The organism is Stenotrophomonas sp. Pemsol, assembly GCF_003586545.1.
Classification (GTDB): Bacteria; Pseudomonadota; Gammaproteobacteria; order Xanthomonadales; family Xanthomonadaceae; genus Stenotrophomonas; species Stenotrophomonas sepilia.
This window is the reverse complement of sequence record NZ_CP025780.1, coordinates 2,563,048-2,577,301: the sequence shown is the minus strand read 5'-3', so window position 1 is coordinate 2,577,301 and position 14,254 is coordinate 2,563,048. Positions and strand designations below refer to the sequence as shown.

12 protein-coding genes, 1 tRNA gene and 1 pseudogene are annotated in these 14,254 nt (G+C 67.5%); 10 read left to right on the top strand and 4 right to left on the bottom strand.

Going from position 1 to position 14,254, the window contains the following annotated elements; genetic code table 11:
• Positions 1-37 precede the first annotated feature (37 nt).
• The 3 genes from PEM_RS11975 to trxA form a co-directional block, all read right to left on the bottom strand.
• Complete coding sequence (locus tag PEM_RS11975) at positions 38-1,660, bottom strand: CHASE2 domain-containing protein (protein ID WP_065179242.1); 1,623 nt, start codon at positions 1,658-1,660, stop codon at positions 38-40.
• Positions 1,657-3,357 (bottom strand): FecR domain-containing protein, encoded by a 1,701-nt coding sequence (locus PEM_RS11970; RefSeq protein ID WP_111174791.1) that lies wholly within the window; start codon positions 3,355-3,357, stop codon positions 1,657-1,659. The genes PEM_RS11975 and PEM_RS11970 overlap by 4 nt, the downstream gene beginning before the upstream one ends.
• Before the next feature lie 107 nt (positions 3,358-3,464).
• Complete coding sequence (gene trxA, locus PEM_RS11965) at positions 3,465-4,322, bottom strand: thioredoxin (RefSeq protein WP_111126979.1); 858 nt, start codon at positions 4,320-4,322, stop codon at positions 3,465-3,467.
• A gap of 49 nt (positions 4,323-4,371) precedes the next feature.
• Between trxA and PEM_RS20300 the strand changes: the two genes are divergently transcribed.
• The 9 genes and pseudogenes from PEM_RS20300 to PEM_RS11925 all read left to right on the top strand — a co-directional run bounded on the left by PEM_RS20300 (position 4,372) and on the right by PEM_RS11925 (position 11,472).
• Positions 4,372-4,551 (top strand): hypothetical protein, encoded by a 180-nt coding sequence (locus PEM_RS20300; RefSeq protein WP_134956368.1) that lies wholly within the window; start codon positions 4,372-4,374, stop codon positions 4,549-4,551.
• A 28-nt stretch (positions 4,552-4,579) separates the two neighbouring features.
• The gene (locus PEM_RS11960; RefSeq protein ID WP_111126981.1) at positions 4,580-5,179 is read left to right on the top strand and encodes a DUF998 domain-containing protein; all 600 of its coding nucleotides are present in this window, start codon (positions 4,580-4,582) and stop codon (positions 5,177-5,179) included.
• Between the two features lie 106 nt (positions 5,180-5,285).
• Positions 5,286-7,928 (top strand): leucine--tRNA ligase, encoded by a 2,643-nt coding sequence (gene leuS, locus PEM_RS11955; RefSeq protein ID WP_005418117.1) that lies wholly within the window; start codon positions 5,286-5,288, stop codon positions 7,926-7,928.
• 137 nt (positions 7,929-8,065) lie between these two features.
• Positions 8,066-8,572, top strand: a pseudogene (lptE, locus tag PEM_RS11950) (LPS assembly lipoprotein LptE); the annotation flags it as partial.
• A 90-nt stretch (positions 8,573-8,662) separates the two neighbouring features.
• Positions 8,663-9,700 carry a DNA polymerase III subunit delta gene (gene holA / locus PEM_RS11945; RefSeq protein ID WP_111126983.1) on the top strand — a complete coding sequence of 346 codons (1,038 nt, stop codon included), beginning with the start codon at positions 8,663-8,665 and terminating at the stop codon, positions 9,698-9,700.
• A gap of 3 nt (positions 9,701-9,703) precedes the next feature.
• Positions 9,704-10,369: a nicotinate-nucleotide adenylyltransferase gene (gene nadD / locus PEM_RS11940; protein ID WP_005418110.1), complete on the top strand. Its 666-nt coding sequence runs from the start codon at positions 9,704-9,706 to the stop codon at positions 10,367-10,369.
• A 58-nt stretch (positions 10,370-10,427) separates the two neighbouring features.
• Positions 10,428-10,838, top strand: a complete 411-nt coding sequence (gene rsfS / locus PEM_RS11935; RefSeq protein WP_005418109.1) for a ribosome silencing factor — start codon at positions 10,428-10,430, stop codon at positions 10,836-10,838.
• Between the two features lie 64 nt (positions 10,839-10,902).
• Positions 10,903-11,373: a 23S rRNA (pseudouridine(1915)-N(3))-methyltransferase RlmH gene (rlmH, locus tag PEM_RS11930; protein WP_005418108.1), complete on the top strand. Its 471-nt coding sequence runs from the start codon at positions 10,903-10,905 to the stop codon at positions 11,371-11,373.
• A gap of 22 nt (positions 11,374-11,395) precedes the next feature.
• Positions 11,396-11,472 (top strand) — tRNA-Asn (locus PEM_RS11925).
• Positions 11,473-11,573: 101 nt separating this feature from the next.
• Here PEM_RS11925 and PEM_RS11920 read toward each other — a convergent pair.
• A complete protein-coding gene (locus PEM_RS11920) occupies positions 11,574-12,995 on the bottom strand; it encodes a basic amino acid/polyamine antiporter (protein ID WP_095377648.1) in 1,422 nt (473 codons plus the stop codon).
• 140 nt (positions 12,996-13,135) lie between these two features.
• On the opposite strand from PEM_RS11920, the gene PEM_RS11915 reads away from it, so the two are divergent.
• The gene (locus PEM_RS11915) at positions 13,136-14,188 is read left to right on the top strand and encodes a hypothetical protein (protein WP_146256547.1); all 1,053 of its coding nucleotides are present in this window, start codon (positions 13,136-13,138) and stop codon (positions 14,186-14,188) included.
• Positions 14,189-14,254 lie beyond the last annotated feature (66 nt).

Genomic DNA, 14,254 nt, shown 5'->3' with positions numbered 1-14,254 from the left:
CCGGGCGTGTGTCCAACGGCGGCGTGCATGTCCTGCCTCATGGGCCGTCGATCATGTACCCGTCGCGGCCGTTGGCCTTGGCCTGATAAAGGGCGGTGTCGGCGCCTTCCACGAAATGGTGGGGCTGCAGTTCGCCGTCGGGCACGCGGGTGAATACGCCGATGGTGAGCGTGACGGTATCGTCGCTGCCATCGCCCGGCGCCGGCAATGCGCGCACGCAGGCAATCAGGTCCTCAATCACCTGGCGTGCGCCCTCGGCCGGTGTATCCGGCAGCACCAGCGCGAATTCGTCGCCACCGTAGCGTGCCGCCATGTCGCGCGGGCGGCGCGCATGGGCGCCGATCAGGCGGGCGACATCACGCAGCACGCGGTCGCCCACCTGGTGCCCGTGGCGATCGTTATGGCGCTTGAAGTGGTCGACGTCGATCAACGCCAGGCTCAATGGCTTGCCGCTGCGCCGCGCTGCATCGCATTCCTGCTGCAGCGACTGCTCGAAGCGGAGGCGGTTGCCCAGGCCGGTAAGGGCGTCGCGGTTGGCCTGGCGGTGCCAGGCCGAGATCCGCCACACCGCCCAGACCAGCAGTGCCAGCGTCACGCCCAGCATCGCGCTGGCCGGCGCCCACCACAGGTCGCTCGTGCGCAGCAGCAGCCAGCTCAGCAGGGCAGGCATCGGCAACGAACACAGCGCGACCAGCCAGGGCAGGCGCAGGCCGAGCAGGATCACGCACAGCGCCACCAGCACACCGCTGATGGCGTGCTGCCAGGCATGCGGTAGAACATCGATCTGCTTGTGCTGCAGCAGCATCGAGGTGATGTTGGCCTGGTACTCGCTGCCGCTCATCCAGAACTCGCGGGTGGTCGGGGTCAGCAGGCGGGGCGCGATGCCGCTGGCCGTCATGCCAACTACGATGCGGCGGCCATGCAGCATCGCCATGTCCACGTGGCCATCGAGAACGTCCGCATAGGACACCTGTGGCAGCCGCTCGGGGGGGCCGGCGTAGCGCACGCGAACGTAATCGTCGCGACGCCATTGATAGGGCGAGCCCAGTTCCGGGTCGGGATCGGGCAGGCCGCGTACGGCACCGGCAGGCAGGTCGGCCAGTGCCAGGCCCAGTGCCGGCCAGTGCGGCTGGCCGATACCTGCGTGCAGATAGACGCCACGGGCGACGCCGTCGCCATCCACCTCGACATCGGTGTGGCCAATGGCGGCCGCACTGGCAGCGATCTGTGGGATCGGCAGCATTTCCTCGGCCATGCGGTCGCCGGCCGCCGGTGCGGCCAGCACCGGCAGCACCACCCGGCCATTGCGTCGGATGGCGGCCGCCAGTTGATCATCCTGTCGGCTGTCACGGCGATCCGGTTCGGACAGCATCAGGTCCAGCGCGACGCGTTCGGCGCCGGCATCGGTCAGGCGGTCAAGCAGGCGTGCATGCACCGAGCGTGGCCAGGGCCACTGGCCGATGCGCTGCAGGCTGCCTTCGTCGATGGCGACGATCAGCACGCTGGGATCGGGGCGGTACTCCCAGTTGCCGACCAGCGCGTCATAGGCCGCCTCGTCCTGCCGCCACAGCCACTGTCCCTGGCTGGCCACGATGGTCAGCACGCCGGCCAGCAGGGCCAGCAGGATCCGCTTCGACCATGGCAGCGGCGAGCGCCTCACAACAACAACCAGAGCAGCAGGGCGCCGCCACCCGCGCCGTAGCACAGGCGGCACGGCAGCGGGACCTGCTGGGCAGGCGAGAACGCGCTGGCGTGGCCGTCATCGTCGATGTACTGCACGCGTACATGCAGGGTGCCGCTCCACGGGCGCTTGAAGCTCACCTGCGGCTGGTCCACGGTTTCGTCGACCAGCGGTGCCTTGAAGTCGCCGCGGCGATCCACCTGCACCCGGTAGCGCTGGCCCTCGCTGCCGGCCTGCCAGCGCAGCGTCAACTCGCCGTGTGCGGCCTCGGGTGGTTGCAGGGCCGGGTCCACCGGTTCATTGCTCAGTTGCAGCGGCAACGCCTGGCCATAGCGGCCCTGTCGGCCTTCGCCATCGCGCGAGGCCACGCGCCAGTAGTACCGGCCGGGCGGCAGCGGTTGCGCCAGGCGCAGGTCGGTCGCATGGGTGGCCTGCTCCTGCAGGGGCTGCAGGAAGCTGGGTTCGGTGGCGATCTGCAGGACGCTGCTGCGCGCACCGGGGGCCTGGCTCCAGCGGAAACGCGGGCGGTCGCTGTTGATCGTCTGCCCATGCAGCGGCGATACGGTCAGCGGCGGCGGTGGCTGGTCACCGAGCTCGAAATCGGCGCTGGCATCCAGGCCTTCGACCCCCTGGGCGTCGACCGCGCGCAACAGGATGCGCAGCTGGCCAGGCGGCAGGTCGCCGATCGCCAGCCGGGTGTCGGCGGTGGTGGCGGCGAACAGGAGGATCTCCGGCGTTGCCGCCTGCACCACTTCCACCCGGTAATGATCGGCGCCATTGACCGGTTCCCAGGCAAGCAGGGTCGGCAGCGGCGCCAGGCGCAGCGCGTCATTGCGCAGCGCCGGCGCCGGCAGCAGTGCAGAGACCGCAGCGGGCGCCGCATCGGCACTGCTGCTGCGGGTGGCCTGGCCCGGCCGGACCAGGCGCTGGCCATGGGAGTTGCCGACCTGCACCTTGCCCTGCAGGACCTCGGTGGCACCGACGTGCCCGTCATCCCCGGCGCTGACCCGGAACACCGTGCCGCGCACGCTGCTGGTCGCGGTGGGCGCATCGATGATGTAACGCGAGGCGGGACCGCGCGCCGGCGTCACCCGGTTGCTGGCTCGCCCCTGCTGCAGGCGCAGTCGGGTGTCGACCATGCCGGTGTGGCCGTAACGGCTCAGCTGATCCAGGCGCAGGCGCGAGTACTCGCGCAGCTGCAGGCGCGAGGCATCGGCGAATTCCAGGGTGATGCTGGAGTCGCCTTCGGTCTCCACGGTGTCACCGATATGCAGCTGTTCGCCGGCCTGGAGCGCGCGGGTCGCCGTGCCATCGGCGCCTGCCAGCGCGACCTTGCCGCGCACGGACAGCACCCGGGCCGGCGCCGGTTCGGTGCGCAGCCAGCTGATCGGGAAGCGCAGCAGCTGGCCCGGCGGCAACTGGTAAGGGTTGTCGATGCGGTTGTGCTGCTGCAGCTGCTGCCAGCGTACCGAGGGCTTCAGGTAGAGCCCGCCCAGATCCCACAGGGTATCGCCGGGCCGGACCCGATAGTTCCAGTCCTGGGCGCCGGCAATGGCGGGCATCAGGAAGAGGGCGCAGAGCAGAGCGCCCGTTAAATGCATGGCGAACGACAGAGAGCGGACGACGGTCACAGTTTGCAATCCCGGCAATGCGGGGGTGCAGCTGCAAGACCCCATGGCCCCGACCTCATCCCCCCGAACGGATCGTGGCGACCGCGTGGCCACCAGCGCGGGCATTATTGCCCGCGTTCAGTGCAGGAATTCTGAACGGAGCGGGTTCCCGTTCAGAACAGCAGCGACGCCATCCTGCGGCGGTACTGGCCGACCAGGTCCTCGTCGGAGATCACATTGAAGGCGTCGATCAGGGCCTTGCGCGGCAGGCCTTCCTCGAATCCGCGGTCGATCCGCAGCATTTCCAGGAACTGGGCCAGCGCGGCCTCGTCATGACCGCCGAGCAGCAGTTGCACGCCACGCAGGTGGCGGGCCTTGAGGTCCTTGCCGTCAGCGGCGATGCGTGCCTCCAGCACCTCGGCGGCCGGGGCATCTTTCAGCGCGGCGGCGAAGGCCAGGCGGGCGCGGGCACGCACGGCACGGTCGTCGGTGGCCAGATTGGCAGGCAGGCCGTCGATCAGGGTGCCTGCCTCGTCCACGCCACCGATCTGCAGCAGGGCCAGGGCCAGGTCGAGCTTCAGTTCATCCTTGTCCGGCTCGGCGGCGATCTGCGCACGCAGCACATCGACCTGCGCCTGCGGATCCAGCGGGGTGTCATCTTCGGGGGCAGCATCGCCCACATCGGCCGGTACGATGCCGTGCTGGGCCAGGAACTCACGCAGCTGGCCTTCCGGAATGGCGCCGGGGAAGCCGTCCACCAGCTGGCCGCCCTTGACCAGGAACACGGTCGGCACCGAGCGGATCTGGAAGGCCGCAGCGATCTGCTGTTCCTTGTCGACATCGACCTTGGCCAGCTCGAACGCACCGTTGTACTCGGCAGCCAGCTTTTCCAGCATCGGGCCCAGGGTCTTGCACGGCCCGCACCAGGTGGCCCAGAAGTCAACCAGCACCGGCGTCTGCAGCGACTTCTGCAGGACTTCGGCCTCGAAGGTCGCAGTGGTGGCGTCGAATACGTAGGTCGTCTCGGTCATGGGGAAAGCATCGCTTGGCATCTGGAGACCGATTCTATGGTGACGATCGATGTCCGTCTCAACCCTGCCGTCACATCGCGCGCGACGGCCTCGGGGGCGTGGCACGCAGCACAGCCCGTGGATCACCCGCTTTCCGGAGCTGACCGGCGTGCTGGCCGAGGTGCGCCGGAAGCACCCGGCCTCGGCCGCGCGCTTGGCGCACTGCGTCACTGCCGCGACAATGCGCTGATCCATTCTTTTCCGGGTGACTGCGCGCAATGTCCATGGTCCGGCTTGATCGTTGGTTGGGACTGCTTGCTGCAGTCGTGTTCGTCCTGGCTGTGTCTGGCTTCGGTGCCGGCCTGGAGGGCTATGCACAGGCCCGCCACCCGGTGGCGCTGCTGGGGGCGCGGGGCGTACCGCATGCGCTGGCCTTCAATCTGCTTGGCTTCGTGCTGCCCGGCGTGCTCGCTGCGGTGGTGCCTGAGCGCCTGCGCCGCAGCCTGCCCGCCACTGCCGGCTGGGCACCGAGGGTCGGCAGCCAGATGCTGCTGCTGGCTGGCCTGGGCTTTGCCGCGATGGGCTTGCTGCCGCTGGACGTGGACGATCTGCATGGGCCCGCCAGCCAGCTGCATGCCAGTGCCTGGATGATCTGGGTGCTGGGCTTCGTCGCCGGAACCCTGTTGCTGGGCACGACACAGCTGCGTCAGGCGCATGGCCGCGCCCTGGGCGCCTTGGCCCTGGGCTGCGGCGTGCTGGCTGCGGTGGCCGCGTTTGCCCTGCAGGGCGTCCTGCCGGCGCCGCTGGCACAACGGCTGGCGTTCGCCTGCTGGGTGGCCTGGCTGGCCGCCGCACTGCCGCTGTCGCGCCAACGCTGAGACGGCTCCCGGGGCATCGCGGCGCCCACCCCCAAGCAGGCAGGATTGGAGACGTTTGCCGCACTGCGGTACGCTGTACCGCTTTGCCGCCGCATCCGCGTGTTCCATGACCAGCGCTGAAACCAACGCCTACGACCCGCAGCAGGTTGAATCCGCCGCCCAGCAGTACTGGGACGCCACCCGTGCCTTCGAGGTCGACGAGACCTCGGACAAGCCGAAGTACTACTGCCTGTCGATGCTTCCGTACCCGTCCGGTGCGCTGCATATGGGCCACGTGCGCAATTACACGATTGGCGACGTGATCAGCCGCTACAAGCGCATGACCGGCCACAACGTGCTGCAGCCGATGGGCTGGGACGCGTTCGGCCTGCCGGCGGAGAACGCCGCGATCAAGAACAAGACCGCGCCGGCAGCGTGGACCTACAAGAACATCGACCACATGCGCAGCCAGCTGAAATCGCTGGGCTATGCCATCGACTGGTCGCGCGAGTTCGCCACCTGCCGTCCGGACTATTACGTCCACGAGCAGCGCATGTTCACCCGCCTGATGCGCAAGGGCCTGGCCTATCGCCGCAACGCGGTGGTGAACTGGGACCCGGTCGACCAGACCGTGCTGGCCAACGAGCAGGTCATCGACGGCCGCGGCTGGCGCTCCGGTGCGCTGGTGGAGAAGCGTGAGATCCCGCAGTGGTTCCTGCGCATCACCGACTACGCCCAGGAACTGCTGGATGGCCTGGACGAGCTGGATGGCTGGCCGGAATCGGTCAAGACCATGCAACGCAACTGGATCGGCCGCTCGGAGGGCCTGGAAATCCAGTTCGACGTGCGCGACGTCGATGGTGGCGTGCTGGATCCGCTGCGCGTGTTCACCACCCGCCCGGACACGGTGATGGGCGTGACCTTCGTGTCGATCGCCGCCGAACACCCGCTGGCGCTGCACGCAGCGAAGAACAACCCGGAACTGGCCGCGATGCTGGCCGACCTGAAGCAGGGCGGTGTATCCGAGGCTGAACTGGAAACCCAGGAAAAGCGCGGCATGGATACCGGCCTGCGCGCGCTGCATCCTGTCACCGGCGAGCCGGTGCCGGTGTGGGTCGCCAACTTCGTGCTGATGGGCTACGGCACCGGCGCGGTGATGGCCGTTCCGGGCCATGACCAGCGCGACAACGAAGTGGCCAACAAGTACGGCCTGCCGATCAAGCAGGTGATCGCGCTGAAGGATGCGCGCACCGACGAAGAGCGCAACTGGGACGGTAGCCGCTGGCAGGACTGGTACAGCGACAAGAGCCGTGCGTTCGAGCTGGTGAACTCGGCCGAGTTCGACGGCCTGGATTTCCAGGGGGCCTTCGAAGCCCTGGCCGAACGTTTCGAGCGCAAGGCCCAGGGCCAGCGCCGCGTCAACTACCGCCTGCGCGACTGGGGCGTGAGCCGCCAGCGCTACTGGGGCTGCCCGATTCCGGTGATCTACTGCGACAAGTGCGGTGCGGTGCCGGTGCCGGAGGAGCAGCTGCCGGTGGTACTGCCGGAGGACGTGGCGTTCTCCGGGACCGGTTCGCCGATCAAGACCGACCCGGAATGGCGCAAGACCACCTGCCCGGAATGCGGTGGCGCCGCCGAGCGCGAGACCGACACCTTCGACACCTTCATGGAGTCGAGCTGGTACTACGCCCGCTACACCTCGCCCGGTGCCCGTGACGCTGTCGACAAGCGCGGCAACTACTGGCTGCCGGTCGATCAGTACATCGGTGGCATCGAGCACGCGATCCTGCACCTGATGTATTTCCGCTTCTACCACAAGCTGCTGCGCGACGCGCGGATGGTGGACAGCAACGAGCCGGCGCGCAACCTGCTGTGCCAGGGCATGGTGATCGCCGAGACCTACTACCGCCCGAATCCGGACGGTTCGAAGGACTGGATCAACCCGGCCGATGTGGAAGTGCAGCGTGACGAGCGCGGCCGCATCACCGGCGCCACCCTGATTGCCGACGGCCAGCCGGTGGTGGTCGGTGGCACCGAGAAGATGTCCAAGTCGAAGAACAACGGCGTGGACCCGCAGGCGATGGTCGGCAAGTACGGCGCCGACACCGTGCGCCTGTTCTCGATGTTCGCCGCGCCGCCGGAGCAGTCGCTGGAGTGGAACGAGGCCGGCGTGGACGGCATGGCGCGCTTCCTGCGCCGCCTGTGGGCCCAGGTGCAGAAGCATGCTGCCGACGGTGCCGCCCCGGCGCTGGACGTTGCAGCACTGGATGCCAACCAGAAGGCGCTGCGCCGCAAGACCCATGAAACCATCGGCAAGGTCGGTGACGACTACGGTCGCCGCCACAGCTTCAATACCGCCATCGCAGCGGTGATGGAGCTGATGAACGCGCTGGCCAGGTTCGAGGACGACAGCGAGCAGGGCCGCGCGGTGCGCCAGGAAGCGCTGCAGGCCGTCGTGCTGCTGCTGAACCCGATCACGCCGCATGCCAGCCACGCGCTCTGGCAGGTGCTGGGCCATGGCGAGACGCTGCTGGAAGACCAGCCGTTCCCGCAGGCCGACAGCAGTGCGCTGGTACGCGATGCCCTGACCCTGGCGGTGCAGGTCAACGGCAAGCTGCGCGGCACCATCGAGGTGGCGGCCGATGCCGCGCGCGAGCAGGTCGAGGCGCTGGCGCTGGCCGAGCCCAACGCGGCCAGGTTCATGGAAGGCCTGACGGTGCGCAAGATCATCATCGTCCCGGGCAAGATCGTGAACATCGTCGCCGCCTGATGTACCTCGCACCGGCCACCCGCGCGGTGGCCGATGCCTTTCCAGAAGCAGGGCCGGGTGCTTGATGGCCCTGCATTCACGCGGCTTCGGGCACGCTGTGTGTTGCCGTGATCGCCCGGCTCCGCCAGACTGTCTCCATGACCCGAATCCTGCTTGCCCTCGTTCTTGTCCTCGGCCTCGCCGGCTGCGGCTTCCATCTGCGCAACAAGCTGATGCTGCCGACCGACACCGCCCCGGTGAAGGTGGTATCCACCGCCCCGTACAGTGAACTGGTCAAGCTGCTCAATCGCAGCCTGCTGGCCTCTGGTGCCAGGCTGGCCGATGAGGACAGCAAGGAACCCAGTACCCAGCTGCAGGTGTTGTCCGAGCGCTGGGGTGACCTCCCGATCGCCATCGACTCGCAGGGTCGTGCGCAGGAGTACAGCCTGCGCTATGCGGTGATCTTCATCTTCCGCCGCGAGGATGGCAGCGAACTGGTGCCGCAGCAGGTGATCGAACTGTCGCGCGACTACGTGTCGCCGCCGACCGACGCCACCGGTACCACCACCGAACGCGAAATCCTGGCCACGGAGCTGCGCCGGGAAATGTCCGCCTCGATCATCCGCCGTATCGACAGCGTGGTCCGCGCCGAGATCGAGAAGGGGGGCAGCCTGTCCGCGCCGAAGGCCAAGCCGATCGAGGGCGCGGTGCCGGCAGAGCCTGCCGCCGCCGTCAAGCACTGAGCGGCAGCGACGATGGAACTGCGTCCGGAGCAGCTGGCCAGCCAGGGCGCTGACACCGCGTTGGCGCCGGTGTACCTGATCGCAGGCCCGGAAACACTGCGCGTACTGGAGGCCGCAGATGCCATCCGCGCGCGTGCGCGCGCCTCGGGCATCGGCGAACGCGAAGTGTTCGATGCCGACGGGCGTGATTTCGACTGGAACCAGCTTGACGCCAGCTTCAATGCGCCAAGCCTGTTCAGCGCCCGCCGCCTGGTCGAGGTGCGCCTGCCCAGCGGCAAGCCGGGCAAGGAGGGCGCCGAGGTCATCACTCAGTTCTGCGCCAACCCGGCGCCGGACGTGGTGTTGATGATCACCGCCAATGAATGGAGCAAGGCCCACCAGGGCAAGTGGGCCGAGGCGGTCAGCCGCATCGGCGTGCTGTCGGTGGCATGGGCGATCAAGCCGCACGAACTGCCGGACTGGATCGAGCGCCGCCTGCGCGGCAAGGGCCTGCGTGCCGACCCGGCTGCCGTGCAGCGCCTGGCTGAGCGGATGGAGGGCAATCTGCTGGCCGCCGCCCAGGAAATCGACAAGCTGGCGCTATTGGCCGACGGCCAGCCGTTGGATGTGGAACGGATGGAGTCGCTGGTGGCTGACGCTGCCCGCTACGACGTGTTCCGGTTGGTGGAGGCGACGTTCTCCGGCCAGCCGCCGGCGGTGCTGCGCATGCTGGCCGGCCTGCGCGGTGAAGGGGAGGCGGTGGCCGCATTGATGCCGATCGTGATCCGCGAACTGCTGGCGGGCGCAGGCCTGGCCCGCGTGCAGGCGCGTGGTGGCAACCTGGCCGCTGAAATGAAATCGCGCGGCATCTGGGAATCGCGGCAGGCGCCTTACAAGCGCGCGCTGCAGCGGCACCCGGAAGGCAAGCGCTGGGAGCGCTTCGTGGCCGAGGCGGGGCTGGTCGACCGCATTGCCAAGGGGCGCGCTGACGGCGACGCCTGGCTGGCGCTGGAACGCCTGCTGGTGGCCGTGGCCGAACCGCGTGCCGTGCGCCTGCTGGCGCGGGCCTGAGTGATGAGCCTGCGGATCTACTACGGGGGCACCTTCGATCCGGTGCACCTCGGGCACTTGGCGATCGCGCGCGCGGCCCGTGATGAACTGCAGGTCGCCGTGCGCATGCTGCCGGCCGCCGATCCGCCGCACCGCGCGGTGCCCGGCGCCACCGCTGAGCAGCGCTGCACGATGTTGTCGCTGGCCATCGGCGACGAGCCGGGGCTGCTGCTGGACCGTCGCGAACTGGATCGTGCCACCCGCTGCCCCGGTCGCCCGTCGTACACCGTCGACACCCTGCGCGAGCTGCGTGGCGAGCTGGGCCCGAGCCGGCCGCTGGCTTGGCTGGTGGGCGCCGACAGCCTGCTGGGGCTGTCCGGCTGGCACGAATGGGAGGCCCTGTTCGATCTGGCCCACTTCGTGGTGGCCGAACGGCCGGGCAGTCCGTTGCAGGCGTCGATCGATGGCGAGCTGGGGCGTGCCCTGCAAGGGCGCTGGGCCGACAATGAGCAGGCCCTGTTCGCCAGCCCGGCCGGGCGCATCCTGCGCCTGCACCACCCACTACGCGGGGAATCGGCCAGCGCAGTGCGCTCGCAGATTGCCGCTGGCGGTCCCTGGCGCGCACTGCTGCCCCCGGCCGTGGCCGACTATGTCGCTGCACACGGGCTGTACCGCCCGGCCACGGCGTGAATGGCGCGGCCGCGCCATCCCCGTATAATCGCCCCCACGTTTATCGAGTCGATCCACTTTGAGCAACCAGACCCAGCCCCAGACCATCAAGGTCGATCTGCCCAGCCCGCCGCCGTCCGTGCCGGAACTGCTGGCCAGCGTCCGCCAAGCCACCGAAGACCTGAAGGCCAAGGACCTGGTCGAGATCGACGTGCGCGGCCGGTCCAGCGTTGCCGACTACATGATCGTCGTTTCGGGCACCTCGACCCGCCACGTCAAGTCGATTGCCGATGAAGTCGTGCGCTTCGCCAAGAACATCGACGTGATGCCGCTGGGTGTTGAAGGCGAGCGCGAAGCGGAGTGGGTGCTGGTCGATCTGGGCGACGTGATCGTCCACGTGATGCTGCCGCGCGTGCGTGAGTTCTACGCGCTCGAGCGCCTGTGGACCGTCGGCGACCAGCCGCCGTCCAGCGACGACGAAGTGGCCTGAGCCGCACGTTGATGCATCCCTTCGACGGCGCCGATGGCGCCGTCGACGTTTTGGAGGACCATTGATGAAAGCCCGCCTGATCGCCACCGGTGAACGCGCGCCCAGCTGGGTCGCGCAGGGGTTCGCCGAATACCAGAAGCGGCTGTCGCATTGGCTGCCGTTCGAGCTGGTGGAAATCGAACCCGGCCTGCGCGGCAAGGGGCGCGATCCGCGCCGTGCCACCGAGGATGAAGGCAAGCGGGTCATCGCCGCGCTACCGAAGAACGCTTACGTGGTGGCACTGGACGTGCCGGGGCGGCAGTTGAGTTCCGAGCAGCTGGCGCAACGCCTGGAGCATTGGCGCGGGCAGGGCCGGGACCTGGCGTTCCTGATCGGTGGCCCGGAAGGGCATTCGCCAGAGGTCTCTGCGCTGGCCGACGAAAAGTGGTCGATCGGACCGCTGACGCTGCCGCACATGCTGGTGCGTCTGGTGGTGGCCGAGCAGCTGTATCGGGCTGCCGCAATGATTGCCAATCACCCCTACCATCGCGCGTGAAGAGTGGTTATACTAGTCGTCTGCCCGAATAGCTCAGCCGGTTAGAGCACTTGACTGTTAATCAGGGGGTCGTTGGTTCGAGTCCAACTTCGGGCGCCACCTTGAGAAACCTGCATCGCGAGATGCAGGTTTTTTTTTGCCGTGTTGTGGCGGCGAGCCCATGCTCGGCTGCATCCTCCAAGCCGGGCACGCGCTCGCCGCTACAGCGTGATCCGGCCCTTCCAGAACGCTACCAGTGTGGCAATTGCTACTGCCAGGATCGCGCCGAACAGCGCCCACTCCCAGCGCGTGAAAACCGGCTCGCCGCGCTGGCGCCGGGTCTGCGCAAACAGAATAACGCCGGGCACGTACAGCAGCACCGACAGCAGCAGGTTGTTCAGGCCGCCGGCATACACCAGCCACAGCGCGTAGGCGCTGGCCAGCAGCGCGACCACGAAATCGCGCCAGCGCACGCGTGGCTCACCCGCGTAGGACTGTCCGCGCCAGGCCAGTTGCACGCCGAACGCGGTGGACAGGAAGTAGGGCACCAGGCTCATCGATGCGGCCAGCAGCACCAGGCCGGTGTAGCTGCCCGCATTGAACAGCACCAGCAGCAGGAACAGCTGGATCAGCCCGTTGCTCAACCACAACGCATTGGCCGGCACGCCACGCGCATTCTCGCGTCCCAGGAAGGCGGGCATCGTGCCGTCGCCAGCGGCGGCATACAGCACTTCGGCACACAGCAGCACCCAGGCCAGCAGCGCGCCCAGCACCGAAATGATCGAACCGGCGATGATCACCGTCGCGCCCCATTCGCCGACGATGGCGCGCAGCACGTAGGCCATCGACGGGTTGGGCAGCCCGGCCAGTTCGGCCTGCGACAGCACGCCCATCGACAGCAGGCTGACCAGGACCAGCAGCAGCCAGACCCCCAGGAAACCTATCACCGTGGCACGGCCGACGTCGGCACGGCGCACGGCACGCCGCGAATAGATGCTGGCGCCTTCGATGCCGATGAACACCCACACGGTGACCAGCATCATGCCGCGCAGTTGCTGGCCGAGGTCGCCGAGCGCAGGCGTGCCGAAGAAGTCGGCGCGGAACACCTCCATGCGGAACGCGCCGGCGGCCAGCACCAGGAACAGTGCGATGGGCAGCAGCTTGGCCACCGTCACCAGGCCGTTGACGATGGCTGCCGTGCGCAGGCCGCGCAGCACCAGCAGGTGGACGGTCCACAACAGTACGGACGAAGCGGCCACGGCGGCTGGCGTGTTGCCTTCGCCGAACACCGGCATGAAATGGCCCAGGCCGCTGAAGATCAGCACGAAGAAGCTGGCATTGCCCAGTACCGAAGCGACCCAGTAGCCCCACGCCGCGGAGAAGCCGATGTAGTTGCCGAAGCCTTCGCGTGCATATGCGTAGATGCCGGTGTCCAGGTCCGGGCGGCGGTTGGCCAGGGCCTGGAACACGAAGGCCAGCATCAGCATGCCCGCACCGCTCAGCGCCCAGCCGATCATCGCGGCGGCCGGGCCGGCACTGCGGGCAACGTTCTGCGGCAATGAGAAGATGCCGGCGCCGACCATCGAGCCGACTACCAGTGCAGTCAACGCGGGCAGGCCGAGACGTTGGTTGGACGAGGGCATGCTTTGGTTCCCTTGCGGTCATCCCATCGGCCTTTCGGCCGGGGGTTGCAGCAGTTGCATTCGCGTCATCGATCTTATCCATCTCATCGAGTGCGATGGAAGGTTGGCATAGTGGGCTTCCCTTTATGAGCGCGCACCCCATGACCAAATCGCGGGCCTTTCTCACTCCCGATGGAACCGAGTACGTTACGGCGCAGGCCGTGGGCCACCGTCGCAACAGGGATTATGGTGGAGAACCCACGGGAGATCGCTATTTCTCAACGCATCGTGCAGGTCATCGTCGCCCAGTGAAGCACGTGATGAAGGGGCGGTCGTGGTACTTCGCATATATCGACGGCGTGAAGGGCGGAGCGGCAGCGGGAGGCGAATCGCTGCAGCATCTGTTGTTCAAGGAGGCTTTCAGTCGGCTGGACCATGTGCAGCTGGTTCTTTCGCTTCCTACCGGAAAAGGGCCTCGTCGCTGGCGTGAATCGAGAATCTCGATCTCCCGGGTGGAGCAGGAGTGGCAGGTGCCGGGAAGGGGGGATTATCGGGCAGATCTGTATGTCGAGTTCACCAGCGAGGATGATCTGGGTTCCAAGTGGGACGGGAAGTTCCTGCTTGAGGTCAGGCGATCACATGCTGTGGATGCTGCAAAACAGGATGGCCTCCGGCAACTGGGCATTGCAGTGATCGAAGTGGATATCGGCAGGGTGCCGATCTACGGCTACACCATTCCCGAGGACGAAACCAGTGATGTGGAGGAAGCACGATACCTCGACAGGATCAAGCGCTTGCTGGAAAGCGAGCGTGGATTCCTGCAGGCGATGGTCCTCAGCAATCCCAGCAGCAACGATTATCTGGAGGCGCTGGTGCGCAGCCAGCGAGAGGAACTGCAGGTGTTGAGCGAGCGGGAAGCCTTGCTGCAGTCCGAGGTGGCAGGGGCGAGTGCACGCAGTCTTGCACTGGAAGAGAGCCACGGCAGGCTAGCTGCCCAGCTGAAGCAGAGCGAGGAGCTGCTTGCCGGCGTACAGAGGGTCGCTGCTGATCTGAGGAAGGAGAAGGTGACGTTGCAGAAGGGGCTGCAGTCCGCTCGTGATGATCTCAATTCGGAGGTCGCCGAACGGCGTCTGTACCAATGTTGCTTCTGGGGCCTCATCGCCGCTGCGGTTCTGCTGATCTGCTGGATGATCTGGCTATGGTTGTTCGGCTGACGCTGGCTCCACAATGCCGGGTGGCATTGAAAAAGCAAAGGCCCGGGTGTTGGCCCGGGCCTTTGC

Coding starts and splice junctions, on each gene's coding strand:
- rlmH (WP_005418108.1), top strand. CDS start 10,903: ATGAAAGCCCGCCTGATCGCCACCGGTGAACGCGCGCCCAGCTGGGTC.
- trxA (WP_111126979.1), bottom strand. CDS start 4,322: ATGACCGAGACGACCTACGTATTCGACGCCACCACTGCGACCTTCGAG.
- PEM_RS20300 (WP_134956368.1), top strand. CDS start 4,372: ATGTCCGTCTCAACCCTGCCGTCACATCGCGCGCGACGGCCTCGGGGG.
- leuS (WP_005418117.1), top strand. CDS start 5,286: ATGACCAGCGCTGAAACCAACGCCTACGACCCGCAGCAGGTTGAATCC.
- PEM_RS11970 (WP_111174791.1), bottom strand. CDS start 3,357: ATGGGGTCTTGCAGCTGCACCCCCGCATTGCCGGGATTGCAAACTGTG.
- PEM_RS11920 (WP_095377648.1), bottom strand. CDS start 12,995: ATGCCCTCGTCCAACCAACGTCTCGGCCTGCCCGCGTTGACTGCACTG.
- PEM_RS11960 (WP_111126981.1), top strand. CDS start 4,580: ATGTCCATGGTCCGGCTTGATCGTTGGTTGGGACTGCTTGCTGCAGTC.
- nadD (WP_005418110.1), top strand. CDS start 9,704: ATGAGCCTGCGGATCTACTACGGGGGCACCTTCGATCCGGTGCACCTC.
- holA (WP_111126983.1), top strand. CDS start 8,663: ATGGAACTGCGTCCGGAGCAGCTGGCCAGCCAGGGCGCTGACACCGCG.
- PEM_RS11915 (WP_146256547.1), top strand. CDS start 13,136: ATGACCAAATCGCGGGCCTTTCTCACTCCCGATGGAACCGAGTACGTT.